This is a genomic window from Mycobacterium sp. 852002-51057_SCH5723018 (assembly GCF_001667035.1).
Taxonomy (GTDB): Bacteria; Actinomycetota; Actinomycetes; order Mycobacteriales; family Mycobacteriaceae; genus Mycobacterium.
The window spans coordinates 19,681-45,764 of record NZ_LZIR01000128.1 but is presented as its reverse complement, the minus strand read 5'-3'; the positions used below and the strand labels follow the sequence as shown (position 1 = coordinate 45,764).

Genomic DNA, 26,084 nt, shown 5'->3' with positions numbered 1-26,084 from the left:
GCACTTCTCCGGGCCGCCCGCGATGCCCACCGCCCGGGCGCCGGCGATCTTGGCGATCTGACCGGCCACCGACGCGCTGGCGCCCGCCGCCCCAGCCGCCGAAGCCGGGCCCGCCGAAGCCGGGCCCACCAAAGCCGGGCCCACCGAACCCGGGCCCACCGAATCCGGGTCCACCGAATCCTCCGAACAAACCGCCACCAGACATCGTTGTCGTTCCTTTCTCCACATCGGACTATCAAGCTCCTTGATACCACCGGCCGCGTCGATGTCAAGGAAATTGATGGTTGCCGGCGGGAAACGGCGCGGCGCGTGCCAGCATGTGGTGCATGGGTCAATCCGACGACGAGCCGCTGGGGTTCCTGCTGTACCGCGTGATGGCGGCGCTGCGGCCCCAGGTCGCCGCGGAGCTCAAGCCGCTGGGCCTCAGCCTGCCGGAGTTCGTGTGCCTGCGGATCTTGTCGAAGCATCCCGGGCTGACCGGCGCCGAGCTGGCCCGCGGTACCCACGTCTCGGCCCAAGCGGCCAACCAGGTGCTGCTCGCGCTGGAGGAGCGCGGCGCGCTGACCCGCCCGGCGCCAGCCCCGGCGGGGCGGGCCATGCCGGCCCAGCTCACCCGACGCGGCAAGGCGCTGCTCAAGCGTGCCGACGCCGCCGCGCAGATGGCCGATCAACGGGTCCTGACCCGGTTGACAGCCGAGGAACGGGGCCACCTCAAGCGCCTGCTGCGCGCGGCCGGGACCCGGGACGCAACGGACCGGGGAGATCGCTGAGCCAAACCGCAGGCGGACACGGCCCGGTGCGGGATGCGCGCCTCCCCCGCGGCATGGTTTCATAACACCGTTTGCGAGAGTTGCTTCGGGGAATCGCGCCGGGCGGGAGGTTCCGGCTCGTCAAGGATTGGTGGGATTGCATATGGATCGTCGCAGCATGTTGTTGACCACGGGGCTCGGCATGCTGGCGGCCGTGGCCTCGATGCCGGTCCCGGAGGCGCAGGCCAACCCGTCTCTCCCGGCACCGCCGGAGGCGCCGTCGGCCGGTGGCGGCGGCTACATCTTCTCCGACGAATTCGACGGCCCCGCGGGCTCGGCTCCCGATCCGGGCAAGTGGACGGTGCAGACCTGGCAGGACGACGTGTTCCCGCCGGTCGCGGGGATATACCGCGACGACCGCCGAAACGTGTTTCAGGACGGCAACTCCAACCTGGTCCTGCGCGCCACCCAAGAAGGGGACACCTACTACGGGGCCAAACTGCGCGGCAACTTTCACAGCATGATCAACCAAACGTGGGAAGCGCGGATCAAGCTGAACTGTCTGAGCCCCGGCCTTTGGTCCGCATTCTGGGGCGTCAACGAAGATCCGCTGCCCGACGGCGAAGTTGACGTTTTCGAGTGGTACGGCAACGGCTCGTGGCCCCCGGGAACGACGGTTCACGCGGCGTCCAACGGCAAAACCTGGGAGGGGAAGTCGATTCCCGGGTTGGTGGACGGCGGCTGGCACACGTGGCGGATGCACTGGGGCGAGGAGGGGTTCCAGTTCTCGCGCGACGGGGCAGAGTACTTCAGCGTTCCCAACAAGCCCATCCACGTCCACGGCGGCGCTCCGGATGACTTCCGGTGGCCGTTCAACAAGCCCGGCTACTGGATGACGCCCATGTTCACCCTCGCCGTCGGTGGGGTCGGCGCCGGCGACCCGGCCGCGGCGACCTACCCGGCGGACATGCTCGTCGACTACATCCGCATCTGGTAGCTATCAGCGTTCGGCTTTGACCACCTGAACCAGGTTGAACTGCCAGCGCTCGATCAGCCGGAAGCCCAGGTCGTGGGGGACCGCGAAGGCGGGCGTCGCCCCGTAGAGCGGGCCGGGCGGCAGCGCTTCGCCCTGCTCGTGGGCGGGCACGGACTTGTCGGCCTGCGTGATGATCCATACCACGCGGCAATGGCTCAACGGCTGGGCGACGACCTCCGGGATGAGGTTGGTGTCGAAGACTTCTCGGCGGTCGGTTGCCCGCTGCCACAGGGTGAGGTCGACCAGTTTGCGGTAGGCGTCGGGGCGCGCCGCCAGCAGCGGGCGCATGGGGGCTGGCATGAACGTCACCGTGTCGTTGACCAGCAAGCAATCGCCCGGTGCCGCCTGGGCGGTGATCAGGTCGGCGACCTGGCTGTAGTCCATGCCGTACTTGGCATATGGATTACGTTGCGCGCGAAGGTAATTGGGTGCCGCAGCCACGGCGAATAGGCTGACCAGGGCCGTCGCCACCCAGGGCTTGACGGTCAGGGCGCCGATACACACCCCCAGGACCACAGCCATCGCCGGCGCCGTGAACGACAGGTAGCGCGGCGTGTAGATCGGGTGAGCCAGCGCCGACCAGATGACGATCAGCGCGGTCGGGATCACCAGCCATGCGACGGCCAAGGTCAACAGTTGGCGGTCCGTGTCGGCCGGTTTTGCGGATGTGAAGAGCCACAAGCCAATCGCGGTCACCACAACCAGTGCCGACAACACCGCGAACGGCGGGCTCCTTTCGAAGTACTGCTGAACCACCACGTCCTCGATCGTGCGATGCCCTATCGGTGCGACCCATTTGATCTGCTGGACCTGCCCGGCGACCTCGAGCATGAACGGCGACACGGCACAAACGGTGAGCACCGACGCAATGGCGAAGTGCCGCACCGTCGTACGGTCGCGCCCGAACGCGCAGACGAACACGGCGTGCGCGAGCACCAGCAACACCAGATACGTTTCCAGCAGGACCGATCCCGCCAGGCCGATCCCGTAACCCAGCCACACCCAAGCGTTGTCACGCCGTGTGGCAACGACCATCAGCACGGTCAACCACACCGCCGCCATCATCGACAGGGCGTACGGGCGAGCCTCGAGGCCCGCCCACGTCGCCCGGGGCAAGACCGCGCAGACGATCCCCGACACCATCGCGACCGTGCGCGACGAGAATTGCTTGCCCAACACCACGATTCCCGCCGCGGCACCGCCCACGGCCAGCCCGCTCGGCACCCGCGACCAGAACTCCGTGGGCGGGAAGACCTGGAACCAACCGTGCATGAACACGTAGTACAGGCCGTGCACCGCATCGACGTTACCCAGCATCTGCCACAGCTGACCCAGGGTCCGACTGTAGGAGGCCGAAATGGTCGCGGCCTCGTCGTACCAGAACGAGGGGCGGGCGGAGCCGGCCAAACTTATTGCGGCGGCGAGGACTCCGACGAATAGCGGGTCGAACGCACCACGGCGCTGCCGGGACTCGCGGGTATCAGAGACGCTCACCGCCCGCTATGTTGCCAGAAGCGGTGGCGGGCCTCCTGTCAGTTACTCAGGAACACGTGCCAAAACCCGTCGGGACCAAAGCGGCAGTCCCAATGGGTCCACAAGTGGTCGTTGTGTGTGAGCTCGACGTGGGGTGCGTCCGCCTGACAACCGGCTTCGCTCGAGTAGTTGCCCTCGACCTCGGTTTCGTCGGCGTTGGCCATGCCCACCCCAGCGGTCATGACCCCGGCGAATGCCAGTAGCCCGGCGGCGATAATCGTCCTCATGTGGATCTTCCCCTCGGTATCGGTGACGCGACTATAGCGATCTAGCTGGGCACCCGGTGGCGAAATGACGGACTCAACGCACCCGCTATTCGAACGTATGATCGATAAATGGGCGACCTCGCGTCGATCGGTTACAACGGGCAGCCGGTCCGTGACCCGTTTCGGGTGGTGCGCCCACCGATCGCGGTGCTGGTCGACCTGACGGTGCTGTTCCCGCGCGAGCCGCACCGCTCGGGGCGCTATCAGCCCAATGGCCTGCAGCTGCACAAGGTCGTCGAGGGCCGGCTGAGCTGCTGGGGCATCTGCGAGCAGGGCGATTGGTGGGGGCTGGTCACCTACCCGATCGCGTACGGCTCCAAGCGCAAAACGGTGACGCACTGGGTGCCGGCGTGGACGCTGCGCCGGAAAGGACATGCCGGCGGGTGAAGTCAATGCGATGATTGCTGCCCGTGGCAGGCAACTGGGTTCCCGTACTGACCAAGCTGATTCCGCTCGGGCTGGTCATCGCGCTCTCACCGATCACGGTCATTCCCGCGGTGCTGGTCTTGCACGCGCCACGCCCCCGACCGGCCGGCCTCGCCTTCCTCGGCGGCTGGCTGCTGGGTCTGGTAGCGCTCACCGCGGCCTTCGTCGGGGCCTCAGATCTGCTGGGCGGGCTGAACCATGCACCGCCGACGTGGGCGTCCTGGGCGCGCGTGGTGTTGGGATCGGTGCTGGTCGTGTTCGGCGTGTTCCGCTGGCTGACCCGGCATCGTGACAGCAAGACTCCGGGCTGGATGCGTTCGTTCTCCAAGCTCACCCCGCTGCGCGCGGGGGTGACCGGGGCGGTGCTGGTGCCGATCCGGCCGGAGGTGCTGATCCTGTGCGTGGCCGCGGGCCTGGCCATCGGGACCGGTGGGCTGGGCGCCGCGGCCGGCTGGATCTGCGGCGCCGTCTTCGTCGTCGTCTCGTCGCTGACGGTCGCCGTTCCGATACTGGGCTACGTCGCCGCCGGGGACCGACTCGACGACGCGCTGGAGCGGCTCAAAGCCTGGATGGAACGAAACCACGCCGCCATGCTGGCGGTCATCTTGGTCGTGATCGGTTTGCTCGTGATCTACAACGGGATTCGCGCTTTGTAATCCGCTATGGCGTGCGAAGATTGCTGACCGTGGCAGGAAGCTGGGTTGCGGTCGGGACCGGTCTCATTCCCCTCGGCCTGGTCATCTCGCTCTCGCCGCTCACCGTCATTCCTGCGGTGCTGGTGCTGCAGGCGCCGCGCCCGCGGCCGAGCGGCCTTGCCTTCCTCGCCGGCTGGGTGGTGGGCCTGGCCGCGCTGACCGCGCTGTCCGTCGCCGCCTCCGGCCTGCTGGGCGGTCTCGACAAGTCGCCGCCGAGGTGGTCGTCCTGGCTGCGCGTCGTCCTCGGAGCGCTGCTGATCGTCTACGGCATCGTCAAGTGGTTCACCCGGCGGGGCCACAGCGAGTCGCCGGGCTGGATGCGGTCGTTCAGCACCATCACCCCGACCCGGGCCGGGCTGATGGGGGCGGCGCTGGCCGCGGTGAGACCCGATGTGGCGCTCATCTGCGTGCCGGCCGGGCTGGCGATCGGCGGCAGCGGGCTCGGCGCCTCCGGTGACTGGCTGGCCGCCGCGTTCTTCGTCGCCGTCGCGGCGTCGAGCGTCGCGGTCCCGATCCTGGCCTACGCGGCCGCCGGAGACCGCCTCGACGACACGCTGGCGCGGCTCAAGGACTGGATGGACAAGAACAACGCCGCCCTGCTCGCGGCGGTCCTCGTGGTGATCGGCGCGATGATCCTCTATCACGGAATCGACGCTCTGATCGGTCACCGGTAGCCGCCGTCGGACAGGCCGGCGTCCGCCTCGAGCCTGTTCGTCTTGCGAAAGACCAACTCACGCATCAGTTCCCAGGCGTAGTCCCTGATCATGCCCACGTAGCCTCGTGCCGCCCACTGCCGGGCGTGCCGCTCCTCGTGGTGCAGCACCCGGTCCAAGTCAAGGTGGTGCCAGGCGCGCCCGGATCCGGCGATCCGGCGCAGCAGCGCCGCGGGGTCGCCGGTTGCGCCCGCGTTGAGCATGAAGATGTCGCCCCAGGTGGTGCCGCCGCGCTGGCTGAACAGCCGCTGGATCCAGTTGCCGCCCGAGCCCATCAGCATGCCGTTGGGGGTCGTGACGAGCCGGCCTCCGTTGCGGTGGACGAACCGGACGTCGCGGGTGTAGCTCCAGCGATTTGCCTGCTGCCGGTTGATGATCCGCGCGACCTCGGCGGCGCAGTAGGGCGTCTCGGGAAAGTCTGAAACTTTGGCGGGCCGGTGGCCCGATTTGCCGTAATCGGTGCCCCCGTTGAGCACGTAGGTCATCAGCGTCGCCGTGCGCGCCTCGTCGCCCGTGATGCCCGGCGGGAGCAGGAAGAAGGACTTGCCGGCAGGGTCGTTGATCTCCTCCATTCCCTCGAGGAGCGCGAAGGCCGCCGGGGTGATGGCGTGCCGCCGGGCGACCTCCGCGATGACGTCGGAAGGTACGCCGCGGCGTTCGGCGTTTTGCAGCCACCGCTCCGAGTAGCACATGCCTGCCAATTTAGGGTGGAGCGAATGAACAGGCGGCCCTGGCAACGCGCGCGCGGCATCAAGCAGATCACCCGGGGACTGGGCACGCTGGATCGAGAGTTGTTCGAGACGATCGCCGAAACTCCCACCCCGCTGCTCGACACGATCATGCCGCGGCTCACCAGGGCCGCCGACCATTCCAAGCTGTGGTTGGCGATCGCCGCGGCGCTGTTTTCATCGGGCAAACAGTCCGCGCAGCGCGGCGCGACGCGCGGCGTCATGACGCTCGGAGTCACCAGCCTGGTCACCAATCAGGTCGCCAAGCGAATCCGCCCTCGCCCGCGTCCCGTCTACGACTCGGTGCCGGTGGTCCGACGGCTGCGCCGCCGGCCCTCGTCCAACTCGCTGCCGTCCGGGCACTCCGCCAGCGCCGCCGCGTTCGCCGTCGGGGTGGGGCTGGAGAATCCGCCGCTGGGGTTCGTCCTGGCGTTGTTGGCCGGCATGGTGGGGCTGTCGCGGGTGGCCACCGGCGCGCACTACCCCGGCGACGTGCTCGCCGGGTTCGGCATCGGGGCCGGCGTCGCCGTGCTGGGCGGCCGGCTGGTCCCCCCGGTCGTGGCAACCACGCTGCCCAAAACCGAACCCCTCGTCGTCGACGCACCGGAACGGCCGGACGGGGCCGGGGTGGTGCTGGTCATCAACCCGGAGTCGGGCAGTGGCACCGGGGCACGCGTCGTCGACGAGGTGCGCGCCGAGCTGCCCAAGGCCGAGATCGTCGAATTGGGCCCCGACGACGACCCGGAGCGGGCGTTGCGCGACGCCGCCGAGCGGGCCGAGGTGCTCGCCGTCGGAGGCGGCGACGGCACCGTGGCGGCCGCCGCATCGGTCGCCATCGAAGCGGGGCTCCCGCTGGCGGTCTTTCCCGGCGGGACGTTCAACCATTTCGCCAAGGACATCGGCTGCGAGACCGTGGCCAAAACGGTCGACGCGATCCGGCGCGGCAGCGTGACCCGCGTCGATCTGGTGTGCCTCAACGAAAGTCGGATGGTGCTCAACACCGCCAGCATCGGCGCCTACCCGACCTACGTCTCACAGCGCGAGAAGCTGGAGAAGCGCGTCGGCAAGCCGGTGGCCGGGTTCTACGCCATGCTGCATACCCTGCGCCACGACCGGCCCGTGCGCATCCGCTACGACAACAAGACCCTGCAGACGTCGCTGTTCTTCATCGGCAATTCGGTATATCTGCCAACGGGATTCGCTCCGTCGCGGCGCACCCGCATGGACGACGGCCTGATCGACGTGCGCATCCTCGAGACGGGCCGCCCGTGGGCGCGGACGAGGATCCTGATCGCGCTGGCGTTGGGACGGCTGCCGCGCAGCCCGCTCTATCACGAGTTGCAGGCGCCCGAGTTCAGCTTTTCCGCCGTCGACGGCCCGACGGTCATTGCCCACGACGGCGAGATCGGTGACGAATACGACCATGCCAGCTTCACCGCGAAATACCGGATTCTGCCGGTGTTTCGGCCCGTTGTTAATTGAGCTACGGGCTCAGGTCACCGCTATGCGCGTGGGCAAAGATCCACAATGGCATAGTCGACCAGGGCGTCGGCCTGCCGCGGCGTTAGTTCGCGAGGCCCCAGGTCTTGGGCGGATTTTTGCAGTGCCAGTGACTGTATTTCCGAGGCGGGAGCGCCCCAGGAAATCTGTTGGCAGATTTTCCAGCCGGTCTGCACCAGCGCCGGGTCACCGCCCTCGAGGTCCTGGATACCGATGGCGTGCAGGTGGTTGAGATAGGAGGCCTCGTCGGCGTGCGCCGGGCCGGCGCAGACGACGCCGGTCACCAAAAGAGCGCCGGCCGCTAGCGCTGCGTTCATAAATCGGCCAGAGATCCTCTGTACTGGCATAGCTCCTCGTTCTCCTTTGCCCTTTTACGGTTAACGCCGAACTCGTATATAGAAGCCCGAAAAGGCACGGTCCGCAATAAATCTTAAGAATCGGTGACGACAAAAGAAATTATGCTGACGCTCACTGCGCTGCGGCGACCATCGCGGCAAATCCGTCGGCCAGGCCGCGCAGCTGACCGGCGCCATCGCCGCTAAACGAGGCGCCGTGCATCAGGGCCAGCGTGGTCGGTGACAATTGCGCCAAGCGTTCCAGCGTGGGCGTCAAAGTGCTGGTCGGGCTGGTGGCGTGGAATAACGCCTCGGCTTCCAATGCTGGTGCCACGCAATCGGATTCGGTCAACGCGGGGACCTGACCGGTATGGGTGAGCAGGTCGCCGGCCAACAGCGTAGAGGTGGTCTCGTCGAACCACAGGCCGCTTTCCCAGTTGTGCGGCACGTGCGGGGTCGCGATGAACCGCAGCCGGTGCCCGCCGACGTCATGCACAGCACCCGGTTCGGTGCCGGCCACCACCGGCGCGCGGTCGCACATGTCGTTCAGCGAAAGCAGGCAGGCCAGCGGTCCGTGGATGACCTCGGCGTGGGGTGCGGCCGCCAGGAGCATGTTGACCGCTCCGCACTCGTCGGCCTCCACGTGGGCGAACGAGATCCAGCGCAACTGCTCCAGGCGGATGACCCTGCCGATGGCCTCGGACACCAGCGGGTACAACGCCCGCTGTCCGCAGTGAAACAGGAACGGCTCGTCACCCGTCAGCAGGAACTGGTTGAACGTGAAGCCGTGTTCGCTGATGTCGGGCACCCACGTGGAAATCCGGAAGATGTCCGGGGCGATCTCATCGAGATTGGTCTGAGGTCCGGTGTTCATACGGTCGCCCCCCGTGCTGTTCAATGCCGCACGCTCCAGCGATCGCCCGGCGAAGGACCACAATAGTCCGTGGTTCCCTTGAGGCGGGCGCGACGTGGGAGGGAGGAAACGCCCATGAGGACTGTCACGACGGCCGCCGTCGCCAGCCTGGTGGGGCTGGCCACGGTGTTCGGCCCGGGCATCGCCCACGCCGACGCCAACCGGGAGAAGGAGGCGTGCCAGCTGATGGACGATCCGGCGGGGCACGACCTCGGTTACGCGCCCGCCGAATACGCCTTCATGGTGTTGCGCGCCAAGATGTCCGCCGAGGACGCGCGGAATGTCATGTCACTGGCGGCCCAGGACTACTGCCCGAATCACGTCGTCGACTTACCGGCCAGCTGGCGGTAACGAATGGAGCCGATGCGTGATCCCGCTGCACGGCTGAGTTGGTGTTGGTTTGGTCGGTCGGTTTACCGGGGATCAATCGGTCGGGCAGGGCCGCCGTCCAAGAAAACCCGGCAAACGCTAATGATCGCGGTGCGGCCGATGGGTGCTGTCGTGCCCGCCAGAATGTGTACATGCTGCAGATGAGCACGATAGTAAGCGCGAACAGGTAAGCCGCCGGAAGAAGCTGATTCCACATCCCCGGGTGGCGCAAGGACAGCAGACCTGCTTGTGGAGGCGAGCTTCGCGATGCGATGAACCACCCCCCGAAGATCGCAGCGAGCGTCCACATGGCCAGCGACGCGGTACGCGAGCGGTGTACGTACCCGAGAAGCCCCAGGTGGACAAGAAGCGGTGCGAACCACACCCAGTGGTGGCTCCAGCTGAAGGGTGAGGCGGCGGCCGAGGTCATCCCCGCGATGGCGACGCTTAAGAGCAAATGACCGCGACGCCACGCCACCGCGGCGATTGCGATGGCGAAGATCGCGAAGACGACTGCGGCCGCGGTCTCCCACCGCGTCGCCCAGTGAAGCCGCGCCAGGAGTCCAGCCAGACTGGTGTTCGCCAGAGGGTCGCTGGAGATCCGCCGTACATCCTGAAACCGCTCCCGCAGCCAGAACTCGCTCGAATCGGCCGGCAGCAGAACGAAGCCGACGGCGATGGTCGAGATCAACGTCAATCCAGCGATGACAGCCTCGCGACGTCGCCCGGTTGCGGCGAGAAAGACGATGAAAAGGGCGGGAGTCAGTTTGATCCCGGCGGCGATCCCGATACCTATCCCGGTCCACCTGCGGGACGGTCGCGACAGCACGTCAGCGAGGACGATCGCCATCATGAGCAAATTTATCTGGCCGAGCTGCAGCGAAAGCCGGACAGGCTCCAGCCAGATGATCGGAGCCATCAGAAGCGCCGTCAACCCCCATAGACCGGTTACGGTCGCGATTCCTGCGGCACTGAGCATCCGGCGGACGATGTAACCCACGCAGGCAATGTTCACCAAAAAACCAAGGGTGAGAATGGCAGGGTGGCTCAACCCGATCAGCGGGAGAAAGCACAGCGCAGCGAAGGGCGTGTAGTCGAACAGCATCGTGCGTGAATCTCCGGTCATCCCCACCGAGTACAGGTCTTGACCATCCCAGACGCGCACTGCTCCGAACCGGTACACCAACAGGTCGACCTGGCTGGCCAGGCTTGGCCACCGCAGATACGCGGCTAGGTATAACGCCAACGCGACCAATAAGACGACCGGCCCCAACACACGGACCGATCGAGAGATGGCGGGCGCGGGGAGCTGGTCCTGCACGGTAAGGCGACTCCTCCATCGGTGTGCGTACTCGTTGCCTTGGCTCATGGTGCGCAACTTCCGCGACTACGCAGCCCATAGATGGGCGTTAGAAGTGCCGATCGTCACAACCCCGAGCCAATCCCTCTGAGCCGCCCGAACCTGCCCGAGAAACGAAATATTGGCAGTCACCGCCATTTCGAGTGCCCTCGATGCCTGGCCGACAACTAAGCAGCGAAGTCCGGGAGACGTACGACACCTGCTACCCGGCTCAGCGCCAGGCAAACGTTTCGCAGTGGTTGTCTCCCGGCGCCACGGTCAAACGACAGTCAAAGATCACTTCTGATGGGCGTTGGCGTAACAGAATATGCCGTCGGACTGCGGATTCGTGGAGCAGATGACGGTGTGTGGTTTCAGGAGCGGACGAGTAATCGAACCCGCGTATTCAGCTTGGGAATAAGCGCCCGGTGGAAGCGCGACCGATGCGTTGGGCGGTTAGGGGGACGGCTATCGATGGCCGCCGCCGCCACTTTCGGCGCCGCCACCGGAGCTGCCGCCGCCACCAGAGCTCCCGCCACCGCCACCAGAGCTGCCACCACCGGAGGAACCGCCACTGCCGAAGTCGCCGCCGCCAGCGCCGTGGCTGCCGCCGCCGGACTCAGTGCCACCGCTGACCGGTCCACCACCGCCAGGGCTTTCGGCACCGCCGATCGGCCCGCCGCCGCCATGGGATTCGCCTCCGCCGACCGGCCCGCCGCCTCCAGCAGGCGCTCCTCCGCCGGCCTGTCCGCTATCGCCACGGGGTGTACCTCCGCTGACCGGTCCGCCGCCCTCGGGAGGCGCGCCGCCGGGAGTCCCGTGGCTCGGGCCGGGACCACTAACGGGTCCGCCGCCCTCGAGAGGCGCGCCGCCCGGAGTCCCGTGGGTAGGGCCTGGGCCGTTAACGGGTCCGCCGCCTCCCTGGTTGCCCGGGGGGTCGCCGCCCCTGCCACCGGGATTGGGCCACGGCCCCTGCCCCGGAGGAGTTTGGTGGGGTGGCGGCGAGTGCGGCGGAGGGACGTGGACCGGCGGTGGTCCGGCCGGCGCCGACGGGTGCGGCGGAGCCTGGACCTCGGGCGGGCTCGCCGGCGGGTCGGGTAGCCAAACAGGCGGAAGGGGATCCGGCGCAATCGGCGGAACCACTACAGGAACCGGCCCGGCCGGCGCCGCTGGAACCGGAGCCGCGGGAACCGGAGCAGCGGGAACCGGGGCTGCCGGGACCTGGGCTGCGGAGACCGGAGCTGCCGGCGGTGGTGCGCCTGCGGGCGGACTCAACGGCTTGGGCGGCGCCGCCTTCGTGGCCGCCACTTGCCCAGGAGCAGGCGCGAACACCTGCTCGGCTGGGGCGATGAGGTTTTGGAGCGGCGCGGGCAGCATGCCGACCGTCGTGTGGACGCCGACTGCGAGGGCTATCTCGAGTGCCATCGCCGCGCTAATGCCGGCTACCGCCACCGCGCTTCCGACGAGCAGGCGCGGTCGAGGACGGGGCTTGCTCTCACCGCGAGCGCCGTCCATGACGACGGTTGGGGCACCGGCTTCATCGTCCTCCACAGCGCTATAGGCGAATTGGTTGTCGCCTGGCCGCACATCGGCGATGCTCAGATATTCGGGTAGGGGGCTCGCGTCGAGCGCACCGGTGCCGGGGTCTTGAGCGTAGGCCAGTGCGGCAGTCGACGAAGCAAACAGTGGCGCATTCGCGGAAGCGAGGGCCGCCCCGCGAGCCAGCGCCGTCTCCGGCTCTTCCGGCACGCTCACGCTAAGCGACGTCGCCTCTTCCAAATGCGGCTTGATCAGGGAGACGTCGACATCGGAGCCGACAACAAGCAGCCCGCCCGGGCGCGTGGGCAGCTCGTCGAGCCCGGCGACCATCTCCATCAGCTCTGCGGTTGCGATCTCCCCGGTCGCGCTATTCCACTGTTCTTTTTGGACATCGGCGACGGAACCGTCGGAGGTCTCGACCACGGCCAAAGTAGCGGTGCCGGGCTCCACGAAAAGCACCGCAGTTCGCTCGTAACCCATTGCGCCGCCGACGGATTGCGCCAATGAGGTCGCGGCCAGAAACGCCGAGACCAGCATCACGTTCTCGAGCTTGTGGCCGGCCAGCGCGTCGCGTACCGCCTTGGCTTCGAGCTGGTCGGTGCATGCCACGCCGACGGCGGACAGTTCGAGTCCGGCAGCGGCCGCGTCGTCGCGAGTACCCAGGATGGCGGCGATCGCTCGATCAGACGTGCTGACGGTGGGCGAATCGTCGGCCGCGGTGACGGCGAACTCCTTCTCGTCTACCGTTGCGCCGTCAGCGTTTTCGCCTTGCAGCAGCACCATCTGAACCGAGTCTGGCCCCAGCGAGACTCCGAGCACGATATCCACGACCCACGCCTCCCGACATCTTGGCGGCCAGTCACCTCTGGGCCGACGAGGGGCCACACGAACCGCTAACTGATCGTCGCCCAGGAAGCTGTATCGGGATCCTGCCGAAGCTATGTAGGCCTTAAGAAGCTCAGCCCCGCCCGACGAACTCAGGTGTTCGCCGGCACCGCGATCACCCTGCCGTCGGCACCGAGCACGGCCGCTACCGCCCGCAGTGCGGCCCTAGGTGATGCTGGCGCAGTACCGCCACGCGAGCTAACACAACCGTCCTTCTCTCCACCTGCATTTCCAGAGTTCGGCGAAGCCGTGTTGAACCGACCGCGATCGGAATTCGTGTCGCCTGTGTACGCCGTAGGTGGAACTGCGCGATTCGCGTTTGCCGCACAGGAGGGGGTGCCGTGTGTGTCGATGGGTGGGCTCGCCATGGCGAGCACCAGATTCGTGACGTCGGCGGAACTGATCGCGATCGCCCACGCCGAGCATCGCCAAGTGTGGGACCAGCTCGCTGTTGTTCTGCGTACCCCCGCACGGCACCGGAGTACACCGACGAGTGGCAGTCCTTTGTCAAGGTTCTAGACGCCCACGCTGCCGAAGAGGAGCGCGACTTGTGCCCTCCGCCGATCGAATTGAGCGCGGACACGCTCGAAGCATTGGGTGACGAAATGCTGGAACGCATCAGTCAATTGCGTGACTCCGCAATCGAAAAGCTTCATGTCAGGGGTCGGGCAGCGATACTTCGGGGGTTTTGACGGCATGGGTGCCGAGTTCGATTCAACGCAGCCCGGAGGGCGTTCGGAACGCAACTTCGAGCCCGAGCCCGACACCCCGGATGACGCCGGAGGTTATGGCTTTCCGGCCCCGCTGTGGCGCATCATCGATCGTCACGCCGTGCCCCGCTTGAGCTTGCAGCGGGTTTTCCGAAGCCCGCTGCGCGGCCCGTGGCTCACATCGGTGTTCGGATGCGTGCTGCTGATCGGGCTGCCGATCGTGATCATCACCGGCCTCTTGTCGTACATCGCCTACGCGCCGCGGTTCGGGCAGGCGTTGCCCGCTGACGTGGGTTGGCTCAAGCTGCCGACCTTCGATTGGCCGACTCGCCCGGTGTGGCTGTATCGGTTGACTCAGGGTGTGCACGTGGGACTGGGTCTCGTGCTAGTTCCGGTGGTGATCGCCAAGTTGTGGTCGGTGATCCCGAAATTGTTCGTCTGGCCGCCGGCCCGCTCGATCGCCCAAGTGCTGGAGAGAGTTTCGCTGGTGATGTTGGTTGGCGGAATTCTCTTCGAGATCGCCACCGGCCTGCTGTTCATCCAATATGACTTCCTCTTCTGGTTCCCCTGGCACACCGCGCACTATTTCGGAGCGTGGGTGCTCATCGCCGGATTTCTGATGCACATCGCACTCAAGATGCCAAAGATGGTTGCCGGGCTGCGGTCGATGTCGATGCGAAAGGTGTTGCGCGCCAACCGCGCCGATACTCAGCCCGAGGCGCGCGACGTCGGCGGACTGGTATCCGCTGCCCCTAAACCGGCCACGATGAGCCGGCGCGGCGCGCTCACACTGGTCGGCGGCAGCGCATTGGGGGTGGCCGTATTCACGGCCGGGCAAACCATCGGCGGCATCACCCGCCAAACCACCTTGTGGCTACCGCGCGGGCGCGGCACCGATGGCCCGAACGACTTTCCGATCAACAAGACCGCCGCCAATGCCGAGATCGATCCGGTGGCGATCGGCGCCGCGTGGCGGCTTACGTTGACCGGCGGCCCGATGCCGGTGGTGCTCGACCGCGCCGCACTGGCCGGCATGCAGCAGCACACCGCGCGGCTGCCGATCGGTTGCGTCCAAGGCTGGTCCACCGTCCAGACATGGAGCGGAGTACGACTGGCCGACTTGGCTGTCATAGCCGGTGTACCGGCGCCGCTCGCGGCGGGAGTGCAATCGCTGCAGAAATCCACCGACAACAGAATCGGCGATTACAGCCACGTCGTCTTACAGGGCAATCAGGTACTTGACCCCGACGCGCTGTTGGCGATGCGTGTCAACGGCGTCGACCTGTCGCCCGATCATGGCTATCCGGCGCGGATCATCGTGCCGGCGCTGCCCGGTGTGCACAATACTAAGTGGGTCAGTTCCATTGACTTCGAAGCACATTGAGATGCGCATGCTCCTCGTGCGGTGGCGCCGGTTCTACGGAGCGCACCCGCTGCACCTGCTGACCATGGCTGCCGGCTTCACGCTCGCCGGGTACATCATGGTGACTTTCCATCCAGCGACCCTGTGGAACCCGACGGCGTGGTGGCAGTCCATCTTGGTCTGGCTCGCCGCGGCCATCATCCTCCACGATCTCGTGTTGTTCCCGGTCTATGCCCTGGCCGACCGAGTCTTGGCCATCGCAGCCAAGAGGCAGCGGCGTCGACAGCGTGGACCACTCCGCGTGCCGGTGCGCAACTTTGTACGCGTCCCGACCCTCGGATCCGGACTGGCGCTGATGATGTTCTTCCCCGGCATCATCAGGGAAGGCTCCGCGACCTACGTGGCCGCCACCGGGCAAACCCAGCAGCCGTTCCTGGGCCGCTGGTTACTGTTCACGGCTGCGATGTTCTCGGCAAGCGCCCTTCTCTACGCGATCCGCCTGGCGCTGGCTCAACGGCATACCCGCGGCGTCGACGGCCGCGCCACGCATCGCCCATCCGACGGGCCTGACGTGCACCCGCTTGGTTCGCGGATGCCCCAATCGATGGGGTGATGAGTGACAAAGTAAGCCTGCCGCGGTATCCGTCCGTGCAATCAACACGCGTACATCGACCACCGGCCCCGGTGGATGGGGAGCGCGGTGCATTCGCGCTGATCAGGTTGGAGCCGATGACGGGAATCGAACCCGCGTATTCAGCTTGGGAAGCTATTTCCACGCCCGAACGGGTGAGCGATAACGGCTGGTAGACGCACCGGCTAGCTAGCTCAAATTGCAACGCTACCTGCAAGTTCAGTACGTCTGGCGCATGGATACAGTACGGCGCTGGTACGGCTCCGGTTCGGTCGCGTTCGGGGTACCGACGGGGTATTTGCGGACCAACCGATTCGTGAACGTTGCGTAGCGGCCCGCCGAAGCGACGCCTGGTGATAGCGAGCTGCTACGGCCGGATCGGATCGGGTTTCGACACGGTGAGGGAAGTTGGCGTGTCCCGTTGGTGGGAGTGCCGATAATGCTCTGCCTTGAGAGAAGCGCTCTAGCTAGATTCGTTGGAAACGTCAGGCTCTAAATCACCCATGTAGGGTTCAGCGGCGGAACATCGCCGCGGGCGGGGCTGCTGTGCCGGTCCTCGTCGCATTCCAGCTGCGCTAGCCAGCCGGACAGATGCCGCGCTCGAAGGTCCGGGCGATCAGTGGCGCGACGGTGTGCCGCGGCAGTGCACCGGCCATGGCTTGCTCATTGCCTCGCAGGATTAATCCGTAGAGCGCGTGCCGGATCCAAGTCGGGTTGAGGTCCGGGTCGAACACGCCTTCGCGTTGTCCGCGTGCGATGAGGTTGATCACCAGCTCTTCGTTCGGGGACTGGTCCGGTGGGATGTCGCGGAGCACCGCAGGGTCACCGAAGAGGAAGACCAGTCGTTCACCGATTGAGACGGCCGCGGTGACGAAGCGCCGCATCGCCTCGAGTGCTGGTCCGTCGTCGGTGGCGGCCTCGTCCACCGCTTCAGTGAGTACGCGGATCGAGTCCAGGGTCGCCTCGTAGATCAGCGTCTCGCGGTCCGCGAAGTAACGGTGCAGCGTTGTGCGGCCGACCCCGGCCGCGGTGGCGATCTCCGGCATGGTGGCCGTCCGGTTCGCGGCCAATACAGAAGCCGTCGCCGCGAGGATCGCCGCCCTGGTGCGCGCTCGCACGCCCGAGAGGTGCTTTGTTGAGACAGCCACCATGTGATCCTAATCGTCCAGGAATAGAACACTGATGTTCCGCTATTGAACGTGTATGTTCGTCTGAACGCGTCTCAACCTGATTGGCGCCAGCAGGGTTGAACCGCCTGACGGCGTCCAACCATCCAGAAGTCGAAGGGTTGACAGGACCCAGCCAAGGCGTCATCGGACTGAAGCAACCCAAGCCACGGAGTTAGGAAACGATTCACATGGCAAGTTCACAACCGGTCGCATTGATCACTGGCGCCAGCTCGGGCCTCGGCAAGTTCGCCGCCCGCGGCCTGATTGACGCAGGATTTGAGGTAGTAGGTACCAGCCGCGAAAACTGTTGGGCCCCGATCCCAGACCCGTGGCGGGCGGGAACGACGGAGCATGACCGAGCGGGCGGATCGCGCATCGAAGACGGCGCGGCATAGCAGGACAGGTAGCCACCCCATAAACACTCGAAACAATGAGGAGGATCAGGTCATGAGCACCACATGGGACTGCATCGTCGTCGGTGGCGGAGCCGCGGGCTTGAGCGCGGGTCTGGTATTGGGCCGGGCGCGGCGGCGAACGCTGCTGGTCGACGCGGGTCAGCAGAGCAACCTGGCCGCCCACGGCATCGGTGGGTTGTTGGGTCACGACGGCCGCCCGCCGGGCGAGCTGTACGAGGTCGGGCGGCGTGAGATTGCCGCCTATCCGTCCGTCGAAGTGCGGACCGGTGAGGTGGTGGCGGGTGAGCGTGCCGGAGATGTGTTCGAACTGGAACTGTCCGACGGTCGGCGTGAACGCACGCGTCGGGTGCTGCTGGCCGCTGGTATGGAGTACCGGCCGCCTGCGCTGCCCGGGCTCGCGCAGTTGTGGGGGCGGTCGGTGTTCCACTGCCCGTTCTGCCACGGCTGGGAGGTTCGCGATCAACCGTTGGCGGTATTGGCGAACGGCAAGCGGGCAGTGCAATCGTCGGTATTGCTCAGAGGATGGAGCGACGACGTTGTGCTCCTAACTGGAGGACCTGCGGAGCTCGATGGTGACGCCCGATCTCAGTTGGCCGCGGTAGGCGTCGCGGTCGACGACCGGCCCGTTGCCGAACTCGCCTCAACCAATGGCGAATTGGAAGCCATCGTGTTCACCGACGGAACCCGGCTGGCACGCAGCGGTCTGCTCGTCGCGACGACACTGCATCAGCGGTCGCAGTTGGTTGAACAGCTCGGTGTCGGATTCGGCGAGCCGACGCCAGCGACGGCGAGTCCCATCGCAATCGATGCGCTCTGCCGGACAACAGTTCCTGGAGTCTTCGCGGCCGGGGACGACGCCAGTGCACAAATGCCGCAGGTAGCCTCGGCGATCGCGACAGGTTCGCTCGCGGCCACATCGATTGTGCAGAGCTTGTTGGCCGAGGACGCCGGCCTACCGACACCGGAATGAACGGGATCACCGTCAACGGCGAGCTGAATCATGAACCGCAGTCCCAGAGCGTTGGCGGCAATGACGGGCTCGAAAGCCACACGGCCAGCTAAGTCGAGTTTTGGTGAACGACGGCCCATGGGCGACAGCTGGTTCTGACGGCCGCACATATATGTGGCACCAATTTCCTTGGAATCAAAGGACTCTGGCCAATGCACCCTACAAACAATTCGTCAAGGAATCGACCGATGGACATCACACAACCGACCGACGACGAACAGACCAATCACTGGAACGCAACAACTGGATGCGCCTGGGTCGACGCGCAGGACCTGCTGGACCAGATGATGAAGGGATTGGAAGACCTGCTCGTCGACGGCGTGGTTGCCGGATCGGGGCGACGGGTGCTCGACGTCGGCTGCGGTACCGGTGGCACCACACTCGCCGTTGCGCGCAGGCTCGGCGCCGAGGGCAGGTGCGTCGGCGCCGACGTGTCCGAGCCGATGATCGCCGCCGCCCGCGCCCGGGCCGAACGGGAGGGCATACCAGCGAGTTTCATCCTCGCCGACGTGCAGACACATCCGTTTGAGCGCGCAAGCGTCGACACGATCATCTCGCGATTCGGTGTCATGTTCTTCAATGACCCGGTCCAGGCCTTCGCGAACCTGCGGCGCGCCACGACCGACGACGGCGCGCTTCACGTCATCGCCTGGCGCAGCGCCGCGGAGAATCCGTTCATGACGGCCGGCCTGCGTGAGGCGGCCCCGCTGCTGCCGAACCTTGCCGCCCCCGCGGCAGACGGCCCGGGACAGTTCTCCTTCGCCGACCCGCAACGGGTCGCCGCGATCCTCGACGCGGGGGGCTGGGCCGACGTCGACCTCCAGCCGATCGACGTCGAGTGCACCCTGCCCGAGCCGGAGTTGATCGGTTTCATCAGACAGCTGGGTCCTGTCGGTCTAGCACTTCAAGGCAAGGACGAGCGGACCCGCGCCCAAGTTATCGACGCGGTCCGTCCCGCCTTTGATCCGTTTGTGCACGGAACCGAGGCTCGGTTCACCGCCGCGTGCTGGATGGTCCACGCCCAAGCGTCCGGATAACCGCCAACGTCAGGCTGAATCACTTTTCCGCACAGCTATTTCCGCATCGGGTAGCGGCCCATCGAAGTTTTCAGCAACTCCACGGCTCGGGACTTGGCCGAATCTCCGCCGGCACGTCGTTCGCGAGCGGTGCACGCTACGCGCGACGGATGTGGGCCGTCGTTCGCCATTCAGCGGATGCGGCGGCGACCGGTCTTCACCCCACTAGATCGATCTCGGGAAAGTCAAGTGTGCATCACCAGAACACTGGGTTCACCGTCATCCGGACCAATTCGGCGCGGTAAACCGACGCGAGCACGACCAGGACCCGATACTCATCGACGACCTTGCTTGTACCCCGAGCTTCGTCGACAAGCTGCTAACTTTAGTTAGTCCGCGTCCTTGTTTGACAAGGAATGCACAGATATCAATCTTCCTTGCATCTCGACATCGGGTTTCCCCGATTGGCGTGGGCTTCGACCTCCAGACTGATCGCCATCATCGTGTCGTGGATCAAGACGTTCCGCAGCCTGGCGAGGTAGCGGTATCCGAAGTAGTCGTCGTACAACTCGCTGAAGATCGCTTTGACCGCTCGATACTCCTCGCTGTCCTTGGTGAACTTGTGAGCAGCGCCTCCTCTAGAGTCCGCTCTTGGTGATAGCAGAGGGCCGAGCAGACCGACAGCACGGCGCCACGACGGCGGAAGCCTAAAGTGATGACGAGGTCGGGATCGCCGTTCAGCGGTAACGGCGACTTCGCGAACGCCTTGCACTCGGTATCCCAGTTAGCGATGAATGCCTTCGCCGAGGTCAAGAAGTAGGCGAACATGTTCGTGACAAGGATGTCTTCTAGCGTCATGTAGGCCCCGGAGTATCGGTCATATTCCTCTTTGGTGAGGTCCTTGACGCTCCGGAAGACCCTCGCCACATTGCCGGTCGGGTCACCAGAGATCAGCATCGCTTGGTTCGACTCGACGGGTTGGTTGCTGCTATGAGTGCTCGGCACCGGTTTCAGTGTTGCGTGCTGGTACGACACAACCGCGCGTTTCGGGGTACGGACGGGGTACCGGGTCAACTGCCGGGCGAGAACTCAGGGCTGAATGCCCTGTTAGGCATGGAGCCGATGACGGGAATCGAACCCGCGTATTCAGCTTGGGAAGCTGATGTTCTGCCATTGAACTACATCGGCATGGTCGCTCCGAAAGGCTAGCATCCGGCGCCGCGCCCTCGTCGAGACTCCGGAGATGGCTCGGCACCGATCCGGTACGCAACAGCGTCATCCCGAGCCCGGGAGTTCTATCCGGCGGTTTCTCAACAATGCCGTGTTTATTATTTCGTGATCTGCCCGTAATGTGCTCTGCGTGGGTCGGCACGAATTAGCCAGGAAGCGGCGAAAGCCGCAGGTAGCCCTGGCCGCGATGCTTGCACCCGCCGCCGTCTTCTTCGCGGCCGCCGGAGATGTCCGGCCATTACCGGCCCGCGAAGAGGCCAAGCCCGTTATCGCCGACACCACCCCCTGGCGCCTCGAGCTCGTGGCGGCGGCACCGACTACGTCGGATAAAGTCGGCTCGCCTGACGGCCAATTGGTCGCGGCGTCGAGATACCACACGCGGTCGCGTTTCCTGCCCGTCGGCATCGCGCCGGAGCGGGGCCTGCAAGTCAGGACGATCTTGACTTCCCGTGCCATCAGCGCGACCTTCCCGCAGATCCACGAAATCGGCGGCGTGCGACCGGATCCGCTGCCCTGGCATCCGCTGGGCCTGGCGCTCGATGTGATGATTCCCAACCCCGGCTCCGCCGAGGGCATCGCGCTGGGAGACGCGATCGTGGCGTATGTGCTGCAGAACGCGACCCGGTTCGGGATACAGGATGCGATCTGGCGTGGCGTCTACTACACGCCCGGCGGGGCGCAGTCGTCCCGGCTCGGCCACTACGACCACGTCCACGTCACGACGACCGGGGGCGGATACCCCACGGGTCGGGAAATGTACCTCGCTGACTGACGGCGGGACGGCTAGCAGCAGATAGGCTCGTCGCGTGCTGCTCTCCGATCGCGACCTCAGGGCCGAAATCTGCGCCGGCCGGTTGGGCATCGACCCCTTCGACGACACGTTGGTGCAGCCGTCCAGCATCGACGTTCGCCTCGACCGCATGTTCCGGGTGTTCAACAACACCCGCTACACCCACATCGACCCCGCCAAGCAGCAAGACGAGCTCACCACCCTGGTGGAGCCCCTCAATGGGGAACCGTTCGTGCTGCACCCGGGCGAGTTCGTCCTCGGCTCCACGCTCGAGCTGTTCGCCTTGCCCGACAACCTCGCGGGGCGTCTGGAGGGCAAGTCGTCCCTCGGCCGCCTGGGTCTGCTCACGCATTCGACCGCCGGCTTCATCGATCCCGGCTTCAGCGGTCACATCACGCTAGAGCTGTCCAACGTCGCCAATCTGCCGATCACGCTGTGGCCCGGCATGAAGATCGGCCAGCTGTGCATCCTGCGGTTGACGAGCCCGGCCGAGCACCCCTACGGCAGCTCTCGCGCGGGTTCGAAGTACCAGGGCCAGCGCGGCCCGACGCCGTCTCGCTCCTATGAAAACTTCATAAGATCTACCTAGGTTCGGTAGGCCACCGGCATAGCGTTTATGCGCCATGATGAATGGGTCCATGGTTCCTCCTCCGCCCGACCATGGCGTGACCGGCAATACCTTTGGAGGGGTTTGTTTTGGATATCGTGCTCGGGGTGTCGATGGCACCGGCGTCGATCAAGATGGTTGTGCTGGAAGGCGAAAATGCCGACGGCGTCACCGTGGAAGAGGACGAGTTTGACGTCACGGCCGTCGAGGACCCGGCCACCGCGACGGGGCCCGATCAGGTAATCGCCGCCATCCTTGGCACCCGCGAAGGTGCCGTCGATGCCGGCCTGGAGCTGTCGGCCGTCGGCGTCACGTGGACCGATCAGCTGGAAGCGGCCGTGCTGCGCGACGCGCTGGCCGCCCACAAGATTGAGAACGTCATGCTGGTGTCGGCGTTTCTGGCCGCCACCGCGCTGGCTCAAAGCGTCGGCGGCGCAATGGGTTACGAGCGCACCGCGGTGCTTTTCGTCGAGCCCGACACCGCGACGTTGGCCGTCGTGGACACCTCCGACGGTTCCATCGCCGATGTCTACAAACAGCAGATCTACGCCGAGTCCTACGACCAGGCCACCGCACAGCTCAGCGGCATGGTCGCCGGGCTGGAGCGCTTGCAATCGGGTCCGGACGGACTCTTTCTGGTCGGGTCGGGCGTCGACATCGCCCCGATCAAGCCGGCCCTGGAGTCGGCGACGTCGCTTGACGTGAGCGCGCCGGAGGAGCCGGAGACGGCGCTGGCCCGAGGCGCGGCCCTGGCGTCGGCGAACGCGCCGCTGTTCTCGTCGTCGACGGCCGCGCTGGCCTACGCCCAGGACCCGGGCACCGGCACCATCGACGGCTACGCGCTGCCCGAATACCTCCGCGTGGCCGGCGCCGACGACGACCTGGCCTATAGCGCGGTGCCCGACGAGGACGCGGACGCCCCGACCGTCGTCATAGAGAAGCTGTTCGCCCAGGAACCGGAGCAACCACGTCACCGGCCAATGCTGCTGGTCGGCAGTGGGTTGGCCGTCGTGGGGATCAGCGCCGTGCTGGCGCTGGAAATCGCGCTGGCGATCGGCATCCGCACCACCGGGACCGTCGCTTTGCGGCCGAGTCCCAGCCAAAACCTCATCGTCCCAACGCAACAGGCCGCGGCGCCTGCGGTTGAGGCCGCTCCCGCGCTGCCGAAGATCAACCTGCCGGCGCCCGTGGCGGCGCCCCGGCCGTTGAGCCCGCCGGCCGCCGCTCCGCTTCCTGCGGCGCCGGCCCCTGCTCCGCCGCTGCCCGCGGCTCCGCCCGCGATCGATCCCGTGATGCCGGTTCCTGTGGTGGTGCCTCCGGTGTTGCCGGTTCCCGCACCGGCGCTGCGCTTGCCCGTTCCCGAGCCGGTGCTGAGCCCGCCGGTGATTCAGGCACCGCCGCGCCTGGCGCCGCCGCAACCGGTGGTGCCGCAACCGCCCGTGCACATCCCGCAGCCGCAGTTGCCGCCCCAAGGCGGTGGCGTGGTTCCCCAGTCGCCGCCGCATCAACCTTTCCCGGGGCAAGACCCGTTGCCCAAGCCGAGCAGCCCCGGCGGTGAGGGCGGCGGTGGACACATTCCAGTGCCCGGCAACGGTCCAGGCGGCCCCGGCGGTGGACCCATTCACTTCCCCGGTGGCGGTGGCCCCATTGGTGGCGGTGGCCCGATTGGTGGTGGCGGTCCGATCGGTGGTGGTGGCCCGCTCGGTGGTGGTGGCCCGATTGGTGGCGGCGGCCCCGGCGGTGGGCCCATTCACCTCCCCGGCGGTGGTGGCCCGATTGGTGGCGGCGGCCCGATTGGTGGCGGGGGCCCGATTGGTGGTGGCCCGGGCGGTGGGCCCATTCACCTCCCCGGTGGCGGTGGCCCAATTGGTGGTGGCGGCCCGATCGGTGGCGGCGGACCCGTCGGCGGTGGGCCGTTCGGGGGTGGCGGTCACGGCGGCGGTGGGCCGATTGGTGGCGGCCCGATTGGTGGTGGCGGTCCCTTCGGCGGCGGCGGTCCGATTGGTGGCGGCGGTCCCTTCGGCGGCGGCGGTCACGGCGGCGGTCCGATCGGCGGGGGCGGCCCGATTGGAGGCGGTCCGTTCGGCGGTGGCGGCGGCGGCGGCTTCGGCGGTGGCCACAGCGGCGGTGGCAGCAGCGGCGGCGGCGGCAGCTTCGGGGGCGGCGGCGGCGGTGGCCACAGCGGCGGCGGGCACCATTAGCCACACGCTCTCGGCGCGATCGCACGCCCTGCGGCTGCGCGGGTAGGGTCGGAGTACTGAGGCAGGCCGAAAATCCGCGCCGCCTCGTTTTCCCGGAATCCCCTGAACGCGATAGCGCTGGGGAATCGTGTCCGCCGATGCACTTGTCCGGCGGCACGCCAAATTACCGAGGGGGAGCTTCTGCGGTGGTGGGCATCGTGCTTGGCGTCTCGATGGCGCCTACGAAGGTCCGCATGGTGCTGGTCGAGGGCGAAAACGCCGACGGGGTCGCCGTCGATCAGGACAGTTTCGACGTCGACGCGGCCGGGTCGCCGTCCACGGCGCCCGACCAGGTGATCTCCGCGATCTTGGGTACCCGGGAGGGCGCCGCCGAGGGCGGTTACCAACTCTTGTCGACCGGGGTGACGTGGACCGATCACGTCGAGGCTGCGCTGCTGCGCGACGCCTTGATCGCCCACAAGATCGAGAATGTGATGCTGGTCTCGGCCTTCATGGCCGCGGCCGCGCTGACCCAGGCCGTCGGCGATGCCACCAACTATGCGCATACCGCGCTGCTCTTCGTCGAGCCGTACACCGCGACGCTGGCGGCGGTTGACACCGCTGACGGTTCCATCTCCGAGGTGCGGCGCCGAATCCTCGCCGACGACGAAGACCAGGCGGTGGCCGAGCTCGTCGAAATGGTCTCCGGCGCTGAGGCATTGGAGGCGCGCCCCGAGGGTGTGGTCGTTGTCGGGTCTGGCGTCGACATCCCGCTGATCAAGCCGGTACTGGAGGCCGCGAGCCCCCTCGAGCTGTCCGTACCCGACGAGCCGGAGATGGCCCTGGCAAGGGGCGCGGCGCTGGCGTCGGCCAATGCGCCGCTGTTCGCGTCCTCTACCGCCGCGCTGGCCTACGCGCTGGACCCAGGCACCGGCGAGGTCGATCCGTTAGCGCTCGCCGGACAATCGCCCGGGCTACTGCCGGGATACCTGCCCGAATACAAAAGCGTGCCAGCGCTTTCCGCCGGTACCCGCGAAGGCAAGGCCAACGTCGCCTACAGCGCCGTGCCCGACGGGTACGCCGACGACCGAAGCGCCATGGGCCTGGAGGAGGGCGCGCCGCGGCGCAAGTCTGTCCTGCTGGTCGGCAGCACGCTCGCGGTGATCTTCATCACCGCGGTGGTGGCGCTCGAGATCGCGCTGGCGATCAGTATCCGCCCGACGGTCGCGTTGCGACCCAGCCCCAACGAAAACGTTGTCGTGCCAACGCGATCCGTGCCCGCGCCGCCACCGCCGGTGGCCACGCCGAAGATCCAGGCGCCCGCGCCGGTGGCGGCGCCCCACCCCATGCACCCCCCGGCCGTCGTTCCGGCCCCGGCGGCTCCGCCGGCGCCCATTCCGGTTCCGGCGCCCGTGTTTGTTCCCGTCCCTCGGGTGCCGGTTGTCCAACCTCCGGTGCCCAGGCTCGGGGGCGGCCGCGGACCCCTTGGCGGCGGCCCGTTCGGCGGCCTCCCCGGGCCCTTCGGCGGCGGGCACGGCCCCTTCGGTGGGCACGGTCGCTTCGGCGGGCCCTTCAGTGGCGGCCGCGGACCCTTTGGTGGCGGTCATGGTGGCTTCGGCGGCGGACACCGATTCGGACCCTTCGGCGGGGGCCACGGATTCGGTGGCTTCGGACGCCGGTAGCCATTCCACGACCAAGCCGAGCCGGTCGCGCTGCGAGACGCCCTGGCGGCCATCGCCCGCACCGGCCGCCCCTGGTCCGAATCCCCCGCAGCAGTGGCTGCCGCTGCACCGATCACGACGACCACGGCGGCTGGCTGCCCTGGGGCACGAAATCCTGGTCCCCTAGTCCGTCGCCGAGCGGATATCCGCGTAAAATCGGTTGGTCGGGGAACACATGGTGGGGACCCGTCGACGTGTTGCTTTGGCCGGAGCTTA

Annotated in this window: 24 protein-coding genes, 1 tRNA gene and 1 pseudogene; 15 read left to right on the top strand and 11 right to left on the bottom strand. The window is 66.9% G+C overall.

Translation table 11 applies throughout. From position 1 onward, the window contains the following. A pseudogene (locus A5764_RS26865) lies at positions 1-198 on the bottom strand (hypothetical protein); the annotation flags it as partial. Between the two features lie 128 nt (positions 199-326). On the opposite strand from A5764_RS26865, the gene A5764_RS26860 reads away from it, so the two are divergent. Continuing rightward, a complete protein-coding gene (locus tag A5764_RS26860; protein WP_067119931.1) occupies positions 327-770 on the top strand; it encodes a MarR family winged helix-turn-helix transcriptional regulator in 444 nt (147 codons plus the stop codon). Between the two features lie 142 nt (positions 771-912). Continuing rightward, the gene (locus A5764_RS26855) at positions 913-1,746 is read left to right on the top strand and encodes a family 16 glycosylhydrolase (RefSeq protein ID WP_067119915.1); all 834 of its coding nucleotides are present in this window, start codon (positions 913-915) and stop codon (positions 1,744-1,746) included. Between the two features lie 3 nt (positions 1,747-1,749). Here the strand turns inward: A5764_RS26855 and A5764_RS26850 are convergent, their stop codons facing one another. Next, positions 1,750-3,279 (bottom strand): glycosyltransferase family 39 protein, encoded by a 1,530-nt coding sequence (locus A5764_RS26850; protein WP_067119908.1) that lies wholly within the window; start codon positions 3,277-3,279, stop codon positions 1,750-1,752. A 38-nt stretch (positions 3,280-3,317) separates the two neighbouring features. Then, the gene (locus tag A5764_RS26845; RefSeq protein ID WP_067119907.1) at positions 3,318-3,545 is read right to left on the bottom strand and encodes a hypothetical protein; all 228 of its coding nucleotides are present in this window, start codon (positions 3,543-3,545) and stop codon (positions 3,318-3,320) included. A gap of 108 nt (positions 3,546-3,653) precedes the next feature. On the opposite strand from A5764_RS26845, the gene A5764_RS26840 reads away from it, so the two are divergent. Genes A5764_RS26840 through A5764_RS26830 form a run of 3 tightly spaced genes read left to right on the top strand, consistent with a single transcriptional unit; the run spans position 3,654 to position 5,379 of the window. After that, positions 3,654-3,971 carry a hypothetical protein gene (locus tag A5764_RS26840; RefSeq protein ID WP_067119905.1) on the top strand — a complete coding sequence of 106 codons (318 nt, stop codon included), beginning with the start codon at positions 3,654-3,656 and terminating at the stop codon, positions 3,969-3,971. A gap of 23 nt (positions 3,972-3,994) precedes the next feature. Continuing rightward, on the top strand, positions 3,995-4,666 hold the full coding sequence (locus A5764_RS26835; protein ID WP_197501745.1) for a GAP family protein: 672 nt from the start codon (positions 3,995-3,997) through the stop codon (positions 4,664-4,666). A 29-nt stretch (positions 4,667-4,695) separates the two neighbouring features. Continuing rightward, positions 4,696-5,379, top strand: coding sequence for a GAP family protein (locus A5764_RS26830; protein ID WP_067119928.1), 684 nt, complete (start codon positions 4,696-4,698; stop codon positions 5,377-5,379). Here A5764_RS26830 and A5764_RS26825 read toward each other — a convergent pair. Further along, positions 5,370-6,110 carry a hypothetical protein gene (locus A5764_RS26825; protein WP_067119894.1) on the bottom strand — a complete coding sequence of 247 codons (741 nt, stop codon included), beginning with the start codon at positions 6,108-6,110 and terminating at the stop codon, positions 5,370-5,372. The two genes, A5764_RS26830 and A5764_RS26825, sit on opposite strands and share 10 nt — an antisense overlap. Before the next feature lie 24 nt (positions 6,111-6,134). On the opposite strand from A5764_RS26825, the gene A5764_RS26820 reads away from it, so the two are divergent. Further along, entirely contained in the window at positions 6,135-7,628 is a 1,494-nt protein-coding gene (locus A5764_RS26820) for a bifunctional phosphatase PAP2/diacylglycerol kinase family protein (protein WP_067119891.1), read from the top strand. Positions 7,629-7,648: 20 nt separating this feature from the next. On the opposite strand, the gene A5764_RS26815 is transcribed toward A5764_RS26820, so the two are convergent. After that, a complete protein-coding gene (locus tag A5764_RS26815) occupies positions 7,649-7,963 on the bottom strand; it encodes a DUF732 domain-containing protein (protein WP_231989838.1) in 315 nt (104 codons plus the stop codon). A gap of 151 nt (positions 7,964-8,114) precedes the next feature. Further along, positions 8,115-8,855: an MBL fold metallo-hydrolase gene (locus tag A5764_RS26810; protein ID WP_067119885.1), complete on the bottom strand. Its 741-nt coding sequence runs from the start codon at positions 8,853-8,855 to the stop codon at positions 8,115-8,117. 114 nt (positions 8,856-8,969) lie between these two features. Here A5764_RS26810 and A5764_RS27970 point away from each other — a divergent pair, with 114 nt between their 5' ends. Beyond that, the gene (locus A5764_RS27970; RefSeq protein ID WP_082951942.1) at positions 8,970-9,245 is read left to right on the top strand and encodes a hypothetical protein; all 276 of its coding nucleotides are present in this window, start codon (positions 8,970-8,972) and stop codon (positions 9,243-9,245) included. Here A5764_RS27970 and A5764_RS26805 read toward each other — a convergent pair. Both A5764_RS26805 and A5764_RS26800 read right to left on the bottom strand, forming a co-directional pair. After that, the gene (locus A5764_RS26805; protein WP_231989837.1) at positions 9,178-10,584 is read right to left on the bottom strand and encodes a glycosyltransferase 87 family protein; all 1,407 of its coding nucleotides are present in this window, start codon (positions 10,582-10,584) and stop codon (positions 9,178-9,180) included. The genes A5764_RS27970 and A5764_RS26805 overlap by 68 nt on opposite strands. 486 nt (positions 10,585-11,070) lie before the next feature. Next, positions 11,071-12,969, bottom strand: a complete 1,899-nt coding sequence (locus A5764_RS26800) for a hypothetical protein (RefSeq protein ID WP_067119882.1) — start codon at positions 12,967-12,969, stop codon at positions 11,071-11,073. Between the two features lie 753 nt (positions 12,970-13,722). Here A5764_RS26800 and A5764_RS26795 point away from each other — a divergent pair. Next, positions 13,723-15,120 carry a molybdopterin-dependent oxidoreductase gene (locus tag A5764_RS26795; RefSeq protein ID WP_082951941.1) on the top strand — a complete coding sequence of 466 codons (1,398 nt, stop codon included), beginning with the start codon at positions 13,723-13,725 and terminating at the stop codon, positions 15,118-15,120. 1 nt (position 15,121) lies between these two features. Then, positions 15,122-15,712 carry a hypothetical protein gene (locus tag A5764_RS26790; RefSeq protein ID WP_082951940.1) on the top strand — a complete coding sequence of 197 codons (591 nt, stop codon included), beginning with the start codon at positions 15,122-15,124 and terminating at the stop codon, positions 15,710-15,712. A gap of 593 nt (positions 15,713-16,305) precedes the next feature. Here A5764_RS26790 and A5764_RS26785 read toward each other — a convergent pair. Next, positions 16,306-16,878 (bottom strand): TetR/AcrR family transcriptional regulator, encoded by a 573-nt coding sequence (locus A5764_RS26785; protein ID WP_231989835.1) that lies wholly within the window; start codon positions 16,876-16,878, stop codon positions 16,306-16,308. Between the two features lie 468 nt (positions 16,879-17,346). Here A5764_RS26785 and A5764_RS26780 point away from each other — a divergent pair, with 468 nt between their 5' ends. Next, positions 17,347-18,285: an NAD(P)/FAD-dependent oxidoreductase gene (locus A5764_RS26780; RefSeq protein ID WP_067119879.1), complete on the top strand. Its 939-nt coding sequence runs from the start codon at positions 17,347-17,349 to the stop codon at positions 18,283-18,285. 227 nt (positions 18,286-18,512) lie between these two features. Next, positions 18,513-19,361 carry a class I SAM-dependent methyltransferase gene (locus A5764_RS26775; RefSeq protein ID WP_067119878.1) on the top strand — a complete coding sequence of 283 codons (849 nt, stop codon included), beginning with the start codon at positions 18,513-18,515 and terminating at the stop codon, positions 19,359-19,361. Positions 19,362-19,767: 406 nt separating this feature from the next. On the opposite strand, the gene A5764_RS28665 is transcribed toward A5764_RS26775, so the two are convergent. Further along, entirely contained in the window at positions 19,768-19,908 is a 141-nt protein-coding gene (locus A5764_RS28665; RefSeq protein ID WP_156664906.1) for a hypothetical protein, read from the bottom strand. A gap of 546 nt (positions 19,909-20,454) precedes the next feature. Then, positions 20,455-20,528 (bottom strand) — tRNA-Gly (locus tag A5764_RS26770). Positions 20,529-20,700: 172 nt separating this feature from the next. On the opposite strand from A5764_RS26770, the gene A5764_RS26765 reads away from it, so the two are divergent. From A5764_RS26765 to A5764_RS26750, 4 genes are all read left to right on the top strand, one after another. Next, positions 20,701-21,342, top strand: a complete 642-nt coding sequence (locus A5764_RS26765) for a hypothetical protein (protein ID WP_197501744.1) — start codon at positions 20,701-20,703, stop codon at positions 21,340-21,342. A 34-nt stretch (positions 21,343-21,376) separates the two neighbouring features. Next, positions 21,377-21,949 carry a dCTP deaminase gene (dcd, locus tag A5764_RS26760; protein WP_067119872.1) on the top strand — a complete coding sequence of 191 codons (573 nt, stop codon included), beginning with the start codon at positions 21,377-21,379 and terminating at the stop codon, positions 21,947-21,949. A 131-nt stretch (positions 21,950-22,080) separates the two neighbouring features. Next, entirely contained in the window at positions 22,081-24,168 is a 2,088-nt protein-coding gene (locus A5764_RS29045) for a hypothetical protein (protein ID WP_255361151.1), read from the top strand. 185 nt (positions 24,169-24,353) lie between these two features. Beyond that, entirely contained in the window at positions 24,354-25,829 is a 1,476-nt protein-coding gene (locus A5764_RS26750) for a hypothetical protein (protein WP_082951936.1), read from the top strand. Positions 25,830-26,084: the final 255 nt, after the last annotated feature.